Genomic DNA, 15646 nt, shown 5'->3' on the forward strand with positions numbered 1-15646 from the left:
TCACACGGCTGACGATCATTGGCCGTCGTCATTGCCTTGCCTTGAAGATGCGGTGCATCGCAAGGCGGAGGGTCGTCCTCATACCGGGTGTATTCGGGCGATCCGACGACGCGGCGAGGTGCCGCAGCTGTCGTCGTGCGCCCGCCGGGGATTACGGGACAGCCCTCAGGATCCAGCGGCCCCGGCGTCAGCCGGAAACCGTAGCCGCGTCGCGACGGAACAGGGCCGTCCAGAGGAACGCCTCGCCGAACAGGTCCGACTCGGGTGACTCGTCGCGCATGCGGCGCAGTTCGACCTCGGTGAGTTCCGAGAAGATCCGGCGCAACGACTCCGGGGTGTAGGCGAGCCCGCCCTGCAACCGGAGTTCGCGATACAGGTCCGCGTCGGAGAGTTCCGAGCCCATCGCGCCCGCGGCGAAGCAGGTGAGCGCGAGATGGCCGCCCGGGGTCAACAAGCGGTCGAGCAGGGCCAGGTGGCTGACGCGGCGGTGCGGGGGAAGGTGGTGGAAGCACCCCGAGTCCACGACCAGATCGTAGGGACCCGTCAGCTCCGTGCCGACGAGCCGGAACGCGTCACCCTGGACGAAGCGGACGTCGACCCCGGCCTCGTGCGCCCGGTCCCTGGCCCAGGAGAGCACGGTCGGAGAGAGGTCGACGGCATCCACCTCGAACCCCCGGGATGCGAGGAACACGGCATTGCGCCCCGGGCCGCAACCGAGGTCCAGGACCCGCCCCGGGGTGACGACGCCCCGTTCGACGTGGGCGGCCAGGCTCTCGTCGGGTTTGGCCGCGAAGAACGGGACCGGTTTCGACCGGTCGGCGTAGAAGCGGTCCCAGAAGCCCACGCCGTCACCCGTCGCCCACGGGCCGTCCTGTCCGGCGAACAGTCCGTCCAGAAGTGTCAGAACATCCTCGACCGTGCGCACGGTCCGGTCCATTCGGGGCCCCCTTCAGCAGAGTGCGAGCTTAGTGCCGTGTGCATCGAAAGGCCAGGTCAGGGCGGGTGGGCGGATGCCGTGGGGCGTGGCAGGGGCCACGGGAAGGAAGCCCGTGACGGCCACCTCCGCCCCCGGGCCCGTCGGGCGCCGTGACCCCTGCCAGACGCCGGGAAAGGCCTCTCCGCGGCCGGGCCGGGGTGACTGATTCCGAGGGCCCGCCCCTCGGCACGGGGTGACGGGCGAGCGGCCAACGCATTTCGGACGAGTGGGGGCGGGCGAGGCACGGTTCCTCGATCGCTCCCGGACCCGCGGGGGTCCCGATCGGTGACCGGGGCACGGCGGGCCGACCGCCCGCTCACGGCGACCGGTGCGGGGCCGGTCACCGCGGGTGTGTCAGTGGGCCCGCGTCTCTCCATGGAACTCGTGGACCAGTTCGATGGCCCCGACGACATGGGCATTGAAGTCGTGGAGGTCCTCCGCCGGGACCCACAGTTCGAGGATGGTCCGCCCTCCGGCCTGCCGGACGGGGTAGCGGCGCAGGAACTCCGAGTCGACCTCGAAACGGGTGACGAAGCCGGCTCCGTCGTGCCGCACGTTCCAGTCTCTCGCGATCTTGATCGCGTACTCCTCGTTGAGGACCGGGTAGAAGATCGGCTGCTCGGGCAGACGGGGCGGCCACGCGCGCCAGTTCGTCCCGCGGACGAGGTCCAGCTCCAGCGGGCCGGTCGGGCGCCACAGGGTCGTCGTCGGGGGCCGGCTGGTCATGAGGATCGCTCTCTTCAGGGCGGGACGGTCGAAGCGGTCGGTCGGGGAAGCGGACGATACCGGCGGGGCGGCCCCGGCGGCCACGGTGTTTCTCGGCCTCAGTGGTACCGGTGACCAGCGGAACAAACGTGCACCCCTCCGATAACATGTCCGATCTCACGTTGATCGCCGTGATCGTCCGCCCTCGGCAGAAACCTGCCATGCAGCCACGAGGATGGAGTGAGCCATGTGACCGGAAACTAGTAAATCGGCCAAATACGTTGATTTCTATAGCTTCGCGGATGTTCTCGCGAATACAGAGCAGAATTGCGTTCGTCGTGCGGCACAGACCACGGGCGGTGCTGTGGGCCACGGCGGGTGTGGCGACCTTCGGTTTCCTCGTCGCGCTGGAGATCACCGCGCGCTGGTACGGCGTACCGGGACCCCTCACCAACCAGGCGCGCGAAGTGGTGTTCGCTCCCCACTCCGGACCGCTGCTGTACGCCGGTATGGCACTGATGATGGTGGTGCTCACCTGGCGGCAGCGGTTCGTCGCGGCCGGTGCCGCGGTCGCCGTCGATTTCGTCTTCTGGGTGGTGCGATGGGCGATCGACGCACCCATGAACTTCGGCAACGGCGCGTTGTGGGTGATTCTCGGCTGTGCGGTCATCGCCGTCACGCGCCGCACCGGCCGGGACCGTGCGCTGCTGCTGAAGGGTGCCGGGCTGGGCCTGCTGCTCATCGCGGGTCACAAGACCGGTGACACCTGGCTGCTGATCACCTCGAAGACGCGCCCGGCGGTGCTCGACCCCTACTTGGCCACGGCCGACCACGCACTGGGCAACCCCTCGTGGGTGGTGGGCCGGTTGGTGGAGGCCACCGGCCCGATCGGGACCCATGTGCTCGGCGCCGTGTACGGCCAGCTCCCCCTCGCCGCGGCCATCGTCGCGCTCTACCAACTGCGCAACGTGGGCGTCGAGCGGCGCTTCCCGGGCCACCATCTGGTGCGCACCTTCCTCGCCATAGGCCTGCTCGGTCCGGCCATCTACATGATCTTCCCGGTGGTCGGGCCGGTCTTCGCCTACGGCGCCGACGGCGGGCACTGGGCCGTGGCCAACCTGTGGCCGGCCACACCCGTGCCGGTCGATGTCCCGCACCCGATCCCGTTCGACGCGATCACCCCTCGCAACTGCATGCCGAGCCTGCACACCGCGTGGGCCACCACGCTCTTCCTGCACTCCCGCAAGGGCCCCAGGATCCTGCGGTACGCGGGCACGTTCTGGCTGGTCGCCACGGTCTGCGCGACGCTGGGATTCGGCTACCACTACGGAGTGGATCTCGTCGCCGGTGTGGTGTTCGCGCTCACGGTCGAGGTGGCGATGCGCTCGTTCGACCGTGGGTGGGACCGGTCGGGCGCCGGGCTGGTCGCCCACGGTGTGACGGTCTTCGCGGCGCTCCTGGTGTCGTACCGCTGGCTGCCGATGCGGATGGCCGCGCATCCATGGGTGTTCGGGCCCCTGCTCCTGCTGGCCATGGGGTCGGTGATCCACCGCTACCTGCGGACCACCAGGTCCTGGGATCCCGAAGCCGCCGCACCGGCACAGCGCCCGGAACCGCAACTCATGCAGGTGTGACCGCGGGACGCCCCCTCGGACCGGCCGGATGGACGACGACGGCCGCCCCACCTCCGTGCGGCGGCCGTTGCCGGTGGCCCTGCCGCCGGGGCTCAGAGGGGTCCCCAGGCCGAGGCGTGATCGAGGAGCCGGCGGTGGACGATTCGGACCGCCGGCTCGCCGAGGTCGGCGCGGGTCACCAGGTAGAGGGTGTTGAGCGGCGGTACCTGGGTCCGGTGCAGCTGTTCCAAGGACCCCGCGTGCAGGGCCGGTTCGGCGAGGTAGCGGGGGAGGACCGAGACACCCGCGTCGGCGATCACGGCCGCGAGCACGGCGCGCAGATCGGGCACCACGACGGAGACGGGGTTGGGCGGGCGTCGCTGGAACTCGCTGCGCCAGTACCGGCGGATGATCGGCAGTTCGTCGGCGTACGTGACCAGAGGCAGGTGGGCGAGGGCCGCGACGGGGTCCTCGGCGAGTCGCCGCGGGTCGACGGAGCGGGCCGCGGTCGGCGTGCCCACGAGCAGGAACTCCTCGTCCACGAAGGGGACCGCGGCCAGACCGCGCAGTTTCGCGGAGGGGCGGGCGGAGGACACCACCAGGTCCAGCTCGCCGTCGGCGAGGCGCGCGAGGAGCGGCTCGGCGACATCGAGGGTGACGCGCAACCGCAGTCCACGGCGGGTGAGGGGGGCGAGCGTGGGGAGCAGGCGGACCGCCGTGAACTCGCTCGCCGCGCCGACTCGTACGGTGCCCCGGCAGTCCTGTTCGTCGGTGTCCTCGGCCAGCGCGTGCCGCAGGCCGTCCAGATGGGGGCCGATCCGACGGGCGAACTCGTGGGCTCGGTCGGTGGGTTCCGCGCCGTTGCGCGAGCGGGTGAACAGCGTATCGCCCAGTTGGTCCTCCAGCCGGGCGAGCTGTCCGCTGACGGCGGGCTGGGAGATTCCCCGAGCGGTGGCGGCGGCGGTCAGCGAGCCACGGCGGTAGATCTCCAGGAACGTCGTCAGCAGATCAAGGTCCGTCACGCAAGCCACGATACATAAGAGAACTTATGGACCGAGCGTGATCGCAGCAGGCATCTGATGAAAGCTGGAGGCCTCACCCACCGAGGGACGTACACCCAGCCACGTCCCCGCACGAGACAAGGCCCCTTCCCCATGGCGAAGATCCTGATGATCATCTCGGCCTCCGACACCCTGACCCTGGCCGACGGCACCGCACACCCGACGGGCTTCTGGGCCGAGGAGGTCGCCGCCTCGCACCGGGTGCTGACCGAAGCCGGCCATCAGGTGGACATCGCGACCCCCGGCGGCGCCCGCCCGACCGTCGACGCGATCTCCCTGGACGGGCGCGGTGGCGTCGAGCCCGAGGCCGCCGCCGCCTTCCGGACGTACCTGGAGTCGATCGACGCGGTCCTCGCCACCCCGCTCGACCTGGCCACCGTCCGCGCGGCCGACTACGCCGTCCTCTACCTGCCCGGTGGCCACGCCCCGATGGCCGACCTGGCCGCCAGCGCCGAACTCGGCACCCTGCTCGCCGACGCCGACCGCCGCGGCGGGATCATCACCGCTCTGTGCCACGGTGTCGCCGCCCTGCTCAGCGCCGAGCGCCCGGACGGCTCGTTCGTCTTCACCGGCCGCGCCCTCACCGGCTTCAGCGACGCCGAGGAGCAGCAGGGCGGTCTCGGCGAGAAGGCGCCGTGGCTGGTCGAGACCCGGCTCGCGGAACGCGGCGCGCGGCTGAGGACCGGCGCGCCCTGGTCCGACACCGTGATCGTCGACGGCAACCTGATCACCGGCCAGAATCCGCAGTCCAGCCTCAGCACCGCACAGCAGGTGCTCGCCGCCCTCGCGGACGCCTGACCCGACCCAGCGTGGACCCCCGCACCGGACCGGCCCGTCGCGGTGGCAGGCCGCGGCGGGTCCGCGCGGTCCGGTGGCTCCCGCCTCGGCGTGTGCGGCACCCACCGTCACACCGGAGGGCGCCGTGCTCGTCGGGACGGAACCATGGCGCCCCCCACGGGCGCTCGCCCCTACGCACGCTCGCCCTCGGCGGTGTCCGCCCGCCGGGGATCACGGGGGACAGCCCTTGGACCCCCCTACGCCGGGATGAGAACCGTCAGCCACTCCGCTTCGCGCGGCCGGTACCCGTGGCGGTCCCACAGCCCCGACACGATCGCCGGGACATGACCGGCCCCGTACACGACCGCCACCCGGATCGGCTCCGCGCCGCGCTCCGCGTCGATCCTGCCGAGCGCGTCGAGCAGTCGCCGGTCGCGTCTATCCGTCATGGCGTGCTCCACGGGATCGTCGGCCATCATCTCCGCCCGGAGCGTCGAGGGCAGGTCCTCGACCGCCAGGTCCTCGTCGAGGAACGCCCGCGGACCGCGCAGCGCGAACACCAGCCCCATCACCGGGGCCGCGACCATGAGCAGCACGTACATCCACCGCGGCAGTGTCTTCAGGTCCGCGATCGCCTCGGCCGCGGTCACATCAGGGTTGATCACCGGCACACCCTCGGGAAGCAGGAGATCGTCGCGCTGCTCCTGGAGGCCGTTGCGCCGCCGGCGCGGAGCGAAACGGTAGGCCAGCGTCAGGGCACTCACCCCGGCCGCTCGCCCGCGGATTCCCTCGAGCACTATGAGGTCGCACTCCCTCAGTCTGATGCGGACCTGGGAGTAGAACGTCGGCGAAGCCACATGCAGCATCGGGAAGATGACGAATTCAAGAGGGGTCCCCGTCCGTCTCATGGTGATCACGGCGGATCGGACGGCATACCCGGTCACTTCGATGATCTGCATGATGCCCCCCTGAGCCTCGCGCGGTCCCACCGTTCGCCCGTACGAGGACACGAGCCGGCCCGAGGCCGTGGTTCCCTCCCCGCGGCGGCAACCGCCGGCCGGGACAGCGCCGCCGACATGACCGACCGCCCGTCGGTCACGGAGGTGCGCGAGCACGGCCGCACCCGGTCCTACGACACCGTCGGCCCTTCCTCCCGCGGTACGGCGTATCCGGGCACGGAAGGCCATCGCACGGTCAGTACGACGGACTCCTCCTCGGCGGACCAGGAGTGATCCACCCCCCGGCCCCAGACGACATAGTCGCCCTGTTCCTCCAACAGCACGCTCCGGCCGGGGAACTCCATACGGAACCTGCCACTGATGAGAACCAGAAGAGCCGTACGGACTTCCCCCTCCACCCACCGGGCGCGCTCGTCGCCCCGCGGGTGGACGCCCCACTTGACCTCCACCGCCTGACTGTGGCGAGGGTCGTCCCGCTCCTTGAAGTGTCCGAGCAGCCATCCCCGGTCCAGCGCCGCGTCCTTGCCCGCCTTGCCCACGTACACGCCGTCTTCCATGCGCCCGAACGCTAGCAGTCACCGGATCAGCGACGGTCCGCGACAGATGCCGGTTCGTCCCTTCCCCTGCCGGAGCCCCGGTCGCGGGTCCGCCTACCGGGGCTCGGTCTCGGCCCGGAGAGGTCGGAGCCATGTCGGTGCCACCCCCTCGGGCCCACCGCGCGCCTCCGGTGCGGGCGTCACCGGTAGGCGGACCGGGCCGACGCCGGTCAGCGGGCCGCTTCGAGCAGCAGGGCCGCGGCCGTGGCCGCTCCGTCGGTACGGATCTCGCCGCCCAGAGCCTTCGCGCGCGCCCGGGTCCCGGGTGCCAGGGCCGTCTTGAACGCGACGCTCAGGCAGTCCATCGTCGGAGCCGCGGTGTCGACCGCCGCGCCGATGCCGAGGTCCGCCACCCGGCCGGCCCAGTAGGGGTTGTCCGCCAGCCGGAGAGGCACCACCACTTGCGGCGTCCCCGCCCGTGCGGCCGTGAGCGTGGTCCCCGCGCCGCCGTGGTGCACTACGGCGGCCACCCTGCCGAACAGACGCTGATGGCTGACCTCGCCGATGGCGAAGCAGTCGTCCTCGTCGTCGACCAGGTCGAGGTCCGCCCACCCTCGGGAGACGAGTACGCGGTGACCCTGCGCGCGCGCCGCCTCGACCGCCCAGCGGGCGATGTCCGGCGACGGGCGCATGCTTCCGAAGCCCACGTAGACCGGCGGCTCGCCCCCGTCCAGGAACGTCACCAGGTCGGCCGGGAGTGGGCGTTCGTCCGGCAGCGTCCACGCGCCCGTCTGGGTCACGTCGAGACCCGGGACCTTCCGCCACCGTCCCAGGACCGGGTCCGCCGCCAGCCAGGGCCGGTCGGTGACGACGTGGTCGCGGACGTTGTCGACGGGCGGCAGACCGATCGACGCCCGGTGGGCGTTGAGCGGCTCGCCGAACTGCTCGTTCACATGACGGGCGTCCAGCTCCCACAGCGTCCGGTGGTCACTCGCGTCGGGCTCCGGCCAACCCGGGCGTGGCGGGGGAGCATGATGCGGTGACGGCAGGTTGACCGCCGAATAGCTCACGTACACGTAGCGGATGCCCGAGGTCTCCGCGACCGACCGCGCGGCGATCTGCGCCAGGCCCGCCGCCACCAGCACGTCACATCCGTCGGCCGCCGCGGGGAAGACGTCGAACTGTGTGCCGACCATCTCGGTCCGGTACCGGGAGAGTTCGGCCGCCGACGGCAGGCCGGCGCCGCGCATCAGCGCACGCACCGGAGGACCGACCGGCACCAGCCGTATCCCGAGACCCGCGAGCCGCTGCGCGAACTCGTCGTCCGGCGGCGCGCACATCCGGACCTCGGCCCCGAGCGCCCGTAGCCGCACCGCGAGTGCCACCAGCGGTTCGACATCGCCGCGCGTCCCGTACGTGGACAACAACACCCGCACTCCGCGACCTCCTTCGTCCTGTCTTCCCTGCGACGCGACTGCCCGGCGGGCGGTCGAGCGGCCCGCCGACTGCGATGCGACGGCCCTGAAGTGTGCCCGGCGCAACTCATGTCGCGCGCCGTTCCGCGCGGCAGGGGTACCCGGACACCTGGACGCCGAGCCCCGCGCACCCCCGGATCTTGCCCAGCCCGATCTTCAAGTGAACCTCCAAAACATGGAGTTGGGCCGGAACGCGCACCCCAGGCATCCTGCGGGTCCCTCGTGGCCGACCCCGATCGACGCCCTCTCGCGTGGAGCCGTCCTCAGTGGCTACGGTGTGCGCCAGCGTGCCTTCGGGCCGACGGTGTCGCGTCGGCCCGTGGCCGCCCGTACCCGTGCCCGGCGAGACGTACAAGGTTCCCGATCGTCAACACAACCTGAGAGCCACTGGATGCGTAGGTCGTCTGTGCCCGTCCCTGATGTCTCGGTCATCCTGCCCTGCGCCGGTTTCGGCACACGGTTCGGTGCGCCCTACTCGAAGGAGCTGCACTGCCTGGCGCCCGGGGTGACCGTGCTGGACCGCAGCCTGGAAGCCGTCGTCGAACTGGCCAAGAGCGGACTCAACGTACGCCTGGTCGTCGTCTTCGGAGCCCACAAGCTGGACACGGTGAGTTATCTCGCCCGCTACGCCGACACGTTCCAGATGGTCTTCGTCTACCAGGACCAGTCGTTCGAACCTGACCTCGACGGCGCCATCCGCACGGCTCTCCCGATGACGCACGGGCCGGTGGCCCTCGTCCTGCCCGACATCGTTGTCTCCGGAGCGGGGAGCACCGGCAGCCTGCTCGCCGCGTTCCGCCGGACGGATGTGGCGGGTTGGAGCGTGGTGGCCGCGGAGGAGCGGAACCCCGACACCCTGCGGCAGATGGGCGCGTTGGCCCTGGCCGAGGGGAGCGGCCTGGTGACCGTCGCGGCCGCGACCGACAAACCGGCGGATCCCTCGGGCTTCAACGCGTACTGGGGCATGGTGGCGGTCACCGAGAAGGAGGCGCACCGCCTGCCCGATGTGGTGGCCAAGGGGGTGGACAGCCCGTTGTCCGGTGCGGTCGCCCTCATGGTCGAGGGAATCGTCAACTACAACACCGTCGCGGGCTGACGCTCCACGAAGCCGAAGCCGAAGCCGAAGCCGAAGCCGAAGCCGAAGCCGAAGCCGAAGCCGAAGCCAAGCCCGAAGCCGAAGTCGGCCAGGAGGATTCGCCGACGGGGCGATGCTCCTCGCTCACGGAGACTACGGTGGGTCCATGACGGGGACCTGGGAGGCCGGCAAGGGGGTACTGCGCCTCCCTTCCGGACGTCTGATACGCGGGCGGGGGCTACGACACCCGATTCCCGACGGCCCGGTTCCCGCCTACGCCGTGTATCTCCTCGGCAGACCGCCTCCCCGCACGCCGTGGGAGGCCCGGTGGCTGCGGTGGCCCGACTTCCGGCTGCCGAACAGCCGTGCCGAAGCCCGGACCGTCCTGACGGAGGCCTGGGTCCGAGCGAGTGCCGAACGTGTCGAGATCGCGTGCGCCGGCGGGCGCGGTCGCACGGGAACGGCCCTCGCCTGCCTCGCCGTTCTGGACGGGGTGCCCGCCGGCCAGGCGGTGGACTTCGTCCGCCGGAACTACGACGCCCGTGCCGTCGAGACCCCTTGGCAGAAGCGTTACGTCCTCCGTTTCGCGGAGACCGCGGCATCCTCGTAGCCGCCGAGGAGGGACGAAGGCCTCGGCGAACCGCGCCGAGGAGTGGTGGGCCAGGACGGATTCCCGGCCCACCGCCGCGTCACGAGGCCGTCGGTGCCGGTTCGTGGCTTCCGTAGGGCCGCGTGATGATCTCCATGCCGTGTCCGGCCGGGTCCATGAAGTACAGCCCCCGCCCACCGTGATGGTGGTTGATCTCTCCGGGCTGCTTCAGGCGCGGATCGGCGTAGTACGTGATCCCGGCCTGCCGGATACGCGCGAAGGAGGCGTCGAACTCCTCGTCGGAGATGAGGAACGCGTAGTGCTGCGGGACGATCGACCCCGCCGGGACGGTGGCGAAGTCGAGGGCGACCCCGTTGTCGGTGGCCACGGGAAGGAACGGGCCCCACTCGGTCCCGACCTCGAGCCCCAGGACACGCGCCAGGAACTCGGCCGACTCCCGGTTGTCCCGGGCGTGGATGATGGTGTGATTCAACTCGACGGACATCTGTGGAATGCCTCCGCAAGGCAGTCTCACGGGCACCTCCATGCCTCACCCGGTCGGTGACCGACACGCGATGCCGTGCCCGCGATCTTAAGCAGTGCCGCGCACGGCGTCGAGGGCCGTGCCGAGCGCAGGCCGCTGACACCCGCCCAAGGGGTCTCCGACGACCAGGCCGCGGGAGAGCAGGCCAGGCACGGCCGCGAGCGGGCCGAGCCGTCAGCGGCATGCGGTGACGGACGGTGACGGAGACTTAACTCAGCGTGTGCGTCGCAGCACTCGGTGTGGTCATGTGGTGCCGGTGGGTCGCGGGTGCGGCCGGGGGCGTTGCGCAATTGGCTGTCACCGGTCAATATGGTGACGTGAACCATGCCTTTCCCTGCGGAACGCTTCCCCTCGACTTCGTCGGCACCCTGCGCGCGCGGCGCAACACGGTGCCCACGGAGAAGCTTGCCTCTCCCGAGCTGCTCGACGCGTGGTTCGTCGAGTCCGGGATGCTCGACGCGGCTCCCGACGCGAACGAGGCGGACCTCGAAGCAGCGGTGGAACTGCGTGAGTTGATCTACGAGTTGGTCTTCCTGCGTCTGGCGGGCGAGGAACTCCCCGCGGCGGCGGTCGCCGCGCTGAACCGGCGAGCGGCCGGCATGCCCGTGGAAGTCCAGCTCGGCAAGGACGGCGTGAGTCACACCGGGTCGGCCTCCCAGGGGCTCGCGGGCCTCGCGCGCGAGGCGGTCGAGATCCTCGGGGGCGACGAGGCGACACTGCTGCGCGAGTGCGCCCGGCCCGAGTGCACCCAGGTCTACCTCGACCACTCACGCGGTCACCGCAGGGAGTGGTGCGCCATGAAGACCTGCGGAAGCCGGGTCAAGTCCGCCGCCTACCGGGCGCGTCAACGCAGCGCGCAGAACTGACGCGCCGGTCCTGGCGGCACCCACGGCACACCGTGCCGGGTGGTACGCCGACGGTCCGACCTGGGCGACGGCTCGGTCCGGACCCGGTCGGGCCCGGACCGCCGGGGCCGCGCGTCGGGGCGGACCGACTCCAACGGTCCCCGGGGAACACGTCGGCCGGGAGTTCACTCCGCGCTTGCGACCGGGCGGAGTTCACCGGAACCACGTCGGATCAGGCGGGTCTCCACGGTGACGGTGCGGGCCCGCGAGCGGTCTCCCGCCAGACGCCTCAGCGCGATCGCTCCCGCGGTCGAGCCCACGGCCTCCGGGTCCTGGGCCACGACGGTGAGCGCCGGTTCGAGCAGGGACGCGATCGGGACGTCGTCGAAGGCGACGACAGCGACGTCCTTGCGTCCGCCGCGGGCCAGCTGACTCAGGACGCCGAGTGTCATGTTGTTGTTGCCCGACAGCAGGGCCGTCGGCGGGTCGGCCAGGTCGAGCAGCCGGGCGGTCGCCTCGGCCGCGGTCCGGGGATCGTGTGCGTCGGCGACCAGGGCGCGATCGTGGGGAAGGCCCGCTTCGGCGAGCGCCTCGCGGTATCCGGCGAGCCGCTCGCGACGCGTGTAGAGCCGAGCCGGTGTGTCGCCGACGAACCCGATCCGCCGATGGCCGCCCGCGATCAGATGGGCCACGCCCTCGCGGGTGCCGGAGCGGTTGGTGCTGACCACCGTGTCCGTCGTCAGACCGGTGCCCGGCCGGTCGAGGAAGACGACGGGCATGCCCGCCGACCGGTGCGGCCGCAGCCGGGAGTGCTCGGCGCCCACGGCGGGCGCGACCATCAGCACGCTCACCCGGCGCGCCAGGAACGTGTCGATGAGCGCCTGTTCCCGCTCCGGGTCGTCGTCCGACGAGCCCATCAGCAGAGTCAGGCCGCTGGTGTGCAGCGCGTCCTCGATACCGCCCGCGACCGCCCCGAAGAACGGGTTCCCGACGTCGGGTATGACCAGTCCCACGGTGGTGTCCGGGCCTCCGGTCCGGATGGAGCGGGCCATCAGATTGGGCTGGAAGCCGAGTCTGTCCACGGCTTCCAGGACCCGTCTGCGCGTCTCGGCCGAGCTGGGGCCGTCCTCGTTGAGCACTCGGGAGACCGTCTTGGCACTGACCCCGACCTCGCGGGCGACGTCGGCGAGCGTTGGTCTGCGGGTCGGTGTCATGAACTCCCTGTCCTCTGGGCCGTGTTCCCGGGGACGCCGGATCCGTGGGCCGGCTCGACCGGACCTCCCCCCGGGTGCGACCGCAGCCCCGCCGGGATCAGCTCGGCCGGACCCCGGCCGCGGAGGCGGCGTCACTGTCCGCGACGACCGTACCCCCGTCGGCGGACACGTTCAGCGCCCCCGTCATGATGGCGACCACCTCCGCCATGGTGTAGTCCGACGGTTTGATCACCGCGGCTCGGCGGCCCAGCCGGTGGACGTGGACGCGGTCGGCGATCTCGAAGACGTGCGGCATGTTGTGGCTGATGAGAATCACCGGCACGCCGCTGTCACGGATGCGGCGGATCAGGTCGAGTACCTGACCGGACTCCTTGACCCCGAGCGCGGCGGTCGGCTCGTCCATCACCACCACGCTGCGTGCCCAGGCCGCCGCGCGGGCCACCGCGACGGCCTGGCGCTGACCGCCGGACAAGGTTTCCACCGGCTGGGTGAGCGAGCCGATGCCCACCTTCAGCGCCGCCAGGTGCGCGGCGGCCTGCTCCCGCATGGCCCGCTTGTCGAGGAGCCGGAAGACCGAGCCGAGCACGCCGGGACGGCGGATCTCGCGGCCGAGGAACATGTTCGACGCGATGTCCATGGACGGGGCGACCGCCAGGTCCTGGTACACGGTCTCGATGCCCCGGGCCCTGGCGTCCTGCGGTCCTCCGAAGCGGATCGGCTCGCCGCCGAGGCGGATCTCGCCCGCGTCCGGGACCAGCGCGCCGGTGAGAGCCTTGATCAGGCTCGTCTTGCCGGCACCGTTGTCGCCGATGACGGCGAGCACCTCGCCGGGCATCAGGTCGAAGTCGGCGCCGTCGATGGCGGTGACATGGCCGTAGCGCTTGACCAGCCCGCGCGCGCTGAGCACCGGCGGCGGCGCTGCTTCCGGCGGACTCCCCCCGCCGTCGCGGCTGTGGGGGAGCGGCGCCGGTGTCCCACCGTCCTTCGTCGTCGACCTGGGCGTCCCGGAGGGGAGCGCCGGCTCTTCGGAGGCTTCGGACCCGCTCATCGTGTCCCCTTCCGAGACAGCTGATCGACGGTCACGGCCAGGATCACCAGGACGCCGGTGACCAGCGTCTGGTAGACGGAGGAAACCCCCATCAGCTGGAGCCCGTTGCGGAAGACGCCGACGATGAGCACACCGACGAACGTGCCCAGGACCGTACCCCGTCCGCCGAAGAGACTCGTGCCGCCCAGGACGACCGCGGTGATGCTGTCCAGGTTGTCGGTCTGGCCGGCCTGCGGGTCACCCACTCCGGTGCGCGACACGAGCAGCAGCGCGGCGATGCCGTAGACGAGTCCGGCGACGACGTACACGCTCACGGTCAGCCGCCCGACCCGGATGCCGCTGAGCCGAGCGCTCTCGGAACTGTTCCCCAGGGCGTACACATGACGGCCCCAGGAGGTGCTGCCGAGCGCGTACGCGAAACCGAGGAACAGCGCCACGGTGACCAGCGACCCGTAGGTCACGTCCGTCCTGCCCAGCGGGAAGGTGCGGCCGAGAGCGGTGAGCGTTCCCGGCAGCCCGGTCACCGTCTGCTCCTCGGAGTAGAGGTGGGTGAGGGCGAACGCCACGTTCAGCATGCCGAGGGTGACGATGAACGGGGGCAGGGGCACGGCCTGTACGAGCAGTCCGTTGAGCAGTCCGAACGCTCCGCAGACGAGCAGTCCCGCCAGCACCGCGAGCAGCGGCGGCCACCCCTGATGAACGGCCAGCCTTGCCATCAGGATGCTGCCGAAGGCCATGACGGCACCGCACGACAGGTCGATCCCGGCGGTCAGGATGATCAGCGTCTGCCCGATCGCGAGCGTGCCGACGACCATCACCTGCTGGAGGATGAGCGAGAAGTTTCCGCCGGACAGGAACCGGTCGGTGCCGACGGAGAAGAACACCGACGCGAGCACCAGGGCCGCGAACGGACCGGCGACGGGCGTCGTGAGCAGTCTGCGCAGGGTGAGCGGGTCCTTGCCCGCGGCGAGCGAGGTGGAGACGGCCATGGGGGATCAGCCCCAGCAGTTCTGCAGACCGAAGCCGGTGTCCTTGGCCTCGATGCCGGTCTGTGCCTTGTCGGTGATGAGCTGCACCCCGGTGTCGGTGTAACCCGACGCCTTCTTGCCGCCCTTGGCGTAGGAGACGATCGCCTTGACGCCGTCCGAGGCCATCTTCAGGGGGTACTGCTGCGACGTGGCGGCGATCTTGCCGTCCTTGACCGCCTGGACGCCCGTGCACCCGCCGTCGATCGAGACGATCATGACGTCCTTCTCACGGCCCTTGGCCTTGAGCGCGGTGTACGCCCCGAGGGCGGCGGGCTCGTTGATGGTGTAGACGAGGTTGATGTCGGGCGCCTTCTGCAGGCAGTTCTCCATGGCGGTCTGGCCCTTGGCCTGGTCGCCGCCGGTGTCCTGGGAGCAGACGATGGACGGATCGGTCGCACCGATACCGAAGCCCTTCGCGAAGCCGTCGTGGCGCTGCACGCCGACCGAGATGCCCGGGGCGAGGTCCAGCGTGGCGATCTTCGCGGCCTTGCCCTTCATGGCCGCCTTGGCGTACGCGCCGATCAACTCGCCCGCCTTCACGTTGTCCGTGGCGAAGAGCGCGTCGGCGGCGCTCTGCGGCTCGGGCGGGGTGTCGAGGGCGATCACCAGCACACCCTTGGCGCGGGCCTTGGCGATCGCGGGCACGATGGCCTTCGAGTCGTTCGGGGTGATCAGCACGCCCTTGACCCCCGACGCGACCATGTTCTCCAGCGCGGTGACCTGACTGGCGTTGTCACCGTCGAACTTGCCGGCCGCCGTGGACAGATCGACGTGCGCGGACTTCGCGGCCTGCTCGGCCCCCTCGCGCATCTTCACGAAGTAGGGGTTGGTGTCCGTCTTGGTGATCAGTCCGACCTTGGCGTCGCCGGACGAGGAGCCGCCGCCTGAGCCGGACCCGCAGGCCGTCAGGGACAGGGCGAGGCAGGCGACTCCGACGGAAAGGGCCGGACGGGTTCTGGGAAACATGAACGACTCCTACGGGCAGACAGAACTGTTGATCCGCGCGGCTTTCGGGGGTGCTGGGGGTGCGGGCGGGGGTGCCATCGTTGACACATGTCAACGATGACATTCGCTGCGGAGGATGATGGACGTCCCTTGTGGGCGAGTCAATGCCGCGCACACGAGCAATGTTGAGATGACGTCAGTCATCTGGCAATCACAACACCTGTGCAGGTAGGCGCCGTTGGTCTCCGGGGTCCAC

The 15646-nt window shown here is 70.9% G+C and carries 17 protein-coding genes; 6 read left to right on the forward strand and 11 right to left on the reverse strand.

Annotation, left to right across the window (positions count from 1 at the left end):
- Positions 1 to 187: 187 nt before the first annotated feature.
- Both OG776_RS38805 and OG776_RS38810 read right to left on the reverse strand, forming a co-directional pair.
- The gene (locus tag OG776_RS38805) at positions 188 to 937 is read right to left on the reverse strand and encodes a class I SAM-dependent methyltransferase (RefSeq protein WP_329323424.1); all 750 of its coding nucleotides are present in this window, start codon (positions 935 to 937) and stop codon (positions 188 to 190) included.
- Between the two features lie 393 nt (positions 938 to 1330).
- Positions 1331 to 1702, reverse strand: a complete 372-nt coding sequence (locus tag OG776_RS38810) for a hypothetical protein (RefSeq protein ID WP_329323425.1) — start codon at positions 1700 to 1702, stop codon at positions 1331 to 1333.
- Between the two features lie 281 nt (positions 1703 to 1983).
- Between OG776_RS38810 and OG776_RS38815 the strand changes: the two genes are divergently transcribed.
- Positions 1984 to 3315, forward strand: a complete 1332-nt coding sequence (locus OG776_RS38815) for a phosphatase PAP2 family protein (protein WP_329323427.1) — start codon at positions 1984 to 1986, stop codon at positions 3313 to 3315.
- A 92-nt stretch (positions 3316 to 3407) separates the two neighbouring features.
- On the opposite strand, the gene OG776_RS38820 is transcribed toward OG776_RS38815, so the two are convergent.
- On the reverse strand, positions 3408 to 4316 hold the full coding sequence (locus OG776_RS38820; protein ID WP_148009542.1) for a LysR family transcriptional regulator: 909 nt from the start codon (positions 4314 to 4316) through the stop codon (positions 3408 to 3410).
- Between the two features lie 132 nt (positions 4317 to 4448).
- On the opposite strand from OG776_RS38820, the gene OG776_RS38825 reads away from it, so the two are divergent.
- Complete coding sequence (locus OG776_RS38825; RefSeq protein WP_329323429.1) at positions 4449 to 5153, forward strand: type 1 glutamine amidotransferase domain-containing protein; 705 nt, start codon at positions 4449 to 4451, stop codon at positions 5151 to 5153.
- A 236-nt stretch (positions 5154 to 5389) separates the two neighbouring features.
- Here OG776_RS38825 and OG776_RS38830 read toward each other — a convergent pair whose 3' ends face one another.
- The 3 genes from OG776_RS38830 to OG776_RS38840 all read right to left on the reverse strand — a co-directional run bounded on the left by OG776_RS38830 (position 5390) and on the right by OG776_RS38840 (position 8063).
- A complete protein-coding gene (locus OG776_RS38830; RefSeq protein WP_148009540.1) occupies positions 5390 to 6091 on the reverse strand; it encodes a hypothetical protein in 702 nt (233 codons plus the stop codon).
- Between the two features lie 170 nt (positions 6092 to 6261).
- On the reverse strand, positions 6262 to 6648 hold the full coding sequence (locus OG776_RS38835) for a signal peptidase I (protein ID WP_148009539.1): 387 nt from the start codon (positions 6646 to 6648) through the stop codon (positions 6262 to 6264).
- A gap of 209 nt (positions 6649 to 6857) precedes the next feature.
- The gene (locus OG776_RS38840) at positions 6858 to 8063 is read right to left on the reverse strand and encodes a glycosyltransferase (RefSeq protein WP_148009538.1); all 1206 of its coding nucleotides are present in this window, start codon (positions 8061 to 8063) and stop codon (positions 6858 to 6860) included.
- Between the two features lie 430 nt (positions 8064 to 8493).
- Here OG776_RS38840 and OG776_RS38845 point away from each other — a divergent pair, with 430 nt between their 5' ends.
- Both OG776_RS38845 and OG776_RS38850 read left to right on the forward strand, forming a co-directional pair.
- Complete coding sequence (locus OG776_RS38845) at positions 8494 to 9198, forward strand: hypothetical protein (protein ID WP_222723793.1); 705 nt, start codon at positions 8494 to 8496, stop codon at positions 9196 to 9198.
- Positions 9199 to 9343: 145 nt separating this feature from the next.
- Positions 9344 to 9787 (forward strand): protein-tyrosine phosphatase family protein, encoded by a 444-nt coding sequence (locus OG776_RS38850; protein ID WP_148009537.1) that lies wholly within the window; start codon positions 9344 to 9346, stop codon positions 9785 to 9787.
- Between the two features lie 79 nt (positions 9788 to 9866).
- Here the strand turns inward: OG776_RS38850 and OG776_RS38855 are convergent, their stop codons facing one another.
- The gene (locus tag OG776_RS38855; RefSeq protein ID WP_148009536.1) at positions 9867 to 10271 is read right to left on the reverse strand and encodes a VOC family protein; all 405 of its coding nucleotides are present in this window, start codon (positions 10269 to 10271) and stop codon (positions 9867 to 9869) included.
- A gap of 75 nt (positions 10272 to 10346) precedes the next feature.
- On the opposite strand from OG776_RS38855, the gene OG776_RS38860 reads away from it, so the two are divergent.
- Together OG776_RS38860 and OG776_RS38865 are read left to right on the forward strand one after the other, a co-directional pair.
- Positions 10347 to 10511: a hypothetical protein gene (locus OG776_RS38860; protein WP_187285638.1), complete on the forward strand. Its 165-nt coding sequence runs from the start codon at positions 10347 to 10349 to the stop codon at positions 10509 to 10511.
- Between the two features lie 116 nt (positions 10512 to 10627).
- On the forward strand, positions 10628 to 11176 hold the full coding sequence (locus OG776_RS38865; protein ID WP_148009535.1) for a CGNR zinc finger domain-containing protein: 549 nt from the start codon (positions 10628 to 10630) through the stop codon (positions 11174 to 11176).
- A gap of 164 nt (positions 11177 to 11340) precedes the next feature.
- On the opposite strand, the gene OG776_RS38870 is transcribed toward OG776_RS38865, so the two are convergent.
- From OG776_RS38870 to OG776_RS38885, 4 genes are all read right to left on the reverse strand, one after another.
- Positions 11341 to 12369: a LacI family DNA-binding transcriptional regulator gene (locus OG776_RS38870; RefSeq protein ID WP_148009534.1), complete on the reverse strand. Its 1029-nt coding sequence runs from the start codon at positions 12367 to 12369 to the stop codon at positions 11341 to 11343.
- 97 nt (positions 12370 to 12466) lie between these two features.
- Positions 12467 to 13276 (reverse strand): ATP-binding cassette domain-containing protein, encoded by an 810-nt coding sequence (locus OG776_RS38875; RefSeq protein WP_329323430.1) that lies wholly within the window; start codon positions 13274 to 13276, stop codon positions 12467 to 12469.
- A gap of 137 nt (positions 13277 to 13413) precedes the next feature.
- Positions 13414 to 14406 carry an ABC transporter permease gene (locus OG776_RS38880; RefSeq protein ID WP_148009532.1) on the reverse strand — a complete coding sequence of 331 codons (993 nt, stop codon included), beginning with the start codon at positions 14404 to 14406 and terminating at the stop codon, positions 13414 to 13416.
- Between the two features lie 6 nt (positions 14407 to 14412).
- A complete protein-coding gene (locus OG776_RS38885; RefSeq protein ID WP_148009531.1) occupies positions 14413 to 15411 on the reverse strand; it encodes a substrate-binding domain-containing protein in 999 nt (332 codons plus the stop codon).
- Between the last annotated feature and the right edge of the window lie 235 nt (positions 15412 to 15646).

The organism is Streptomyces sp. NBC_01689, from assembly GCF_036250675.1.
GTDB lineage: Bacteria > Actinomycetota > Actinomycetes > Streptomycetales > Streptomycetaceae > Streptomyces.

Coding starts and splice junctions, on each gene's coding strand:
- OG776_RS38810 (WP_329323425.1), bottom strand. CDS start 1,702: ATGACCAGCCGGCCCCCGACGACGACCCTGTGGCGCCCGACCGGCCCG.
- OG776_RS38835 (WP_148009539.1), bottom strand. CDS start 6,648: ATGGAAGACGGCGTGTACGTGGGCAAGGCGGGCAAGGACGCGGCGCTG.
- OG776_RS38855 (WP_148009536.1), bottom strand. CDS start 10,271: ATGTCCGTCGAGTTGAATCACACCATCATCCACGCCCGGGACAACCGG.
- OG776_RS38830 (WP_148009540.1), bottom strand. CDS start 6,091: ATGCAGATCATCGAAGTGACCGGGTATGCCGTCCGATCCGCCGTGATC.
- OG776_RS38845 (WP_222723793.1), top strand. CDS start 8,494: ATGCGTAGGTCGTCTGTGCCCGTCCCTGATGTCTCGGTCATCCTGCCC.
- OG776_RS38885 (WP_148009531.1), bottom strand. CDS start 15,411: ATGTTTCCCAGAACCCGTCCGGCCCTTTCCGTCGGAGTCGCCTGCCTC.
- OG776_RS38850 (WP_148009537.1), top strand. CDS start 9,344: ATGACGGGGACCTGGGAGGCCGGCAAGGGGGTACTGCGCCTCCCTTCC.
- OG776_RS38815 (WP_329323427.1), top strand. CDS start 1,984: ATGTTCTCGCGAATACAGAGCAGAATTGCGTTCGTCGTGCGGCACAGA.
- OG776_RS38805 (WP_329323424.1), bottom strand. CDS start 937: ATGGACCGGACCGTGCGCACGGTCGAGGATGTTCTGACACTTCTGGAC.
- OG776_RS38870 (WP_148009534.1), bottom strand. CDS start 12,369: ATGACACCGACCCGCAGACCAACGCTCGCCGACGTCGCCCGCGAGGTC.
- OG776_RS38825 (WP_329323429.1), top strand. CDS start 4,449: ATGGCGAAGATCCTGATGATCATCTCGGCCTCCGACACCCTGACCCTG.
- OG776_RS38880 (WP_148009532.1), bottom strand. CDS start 14,406: ATGGCCGTCTCCACCTCGCTCGCCGCGGGCAAGGACCCGCTCACCCTG.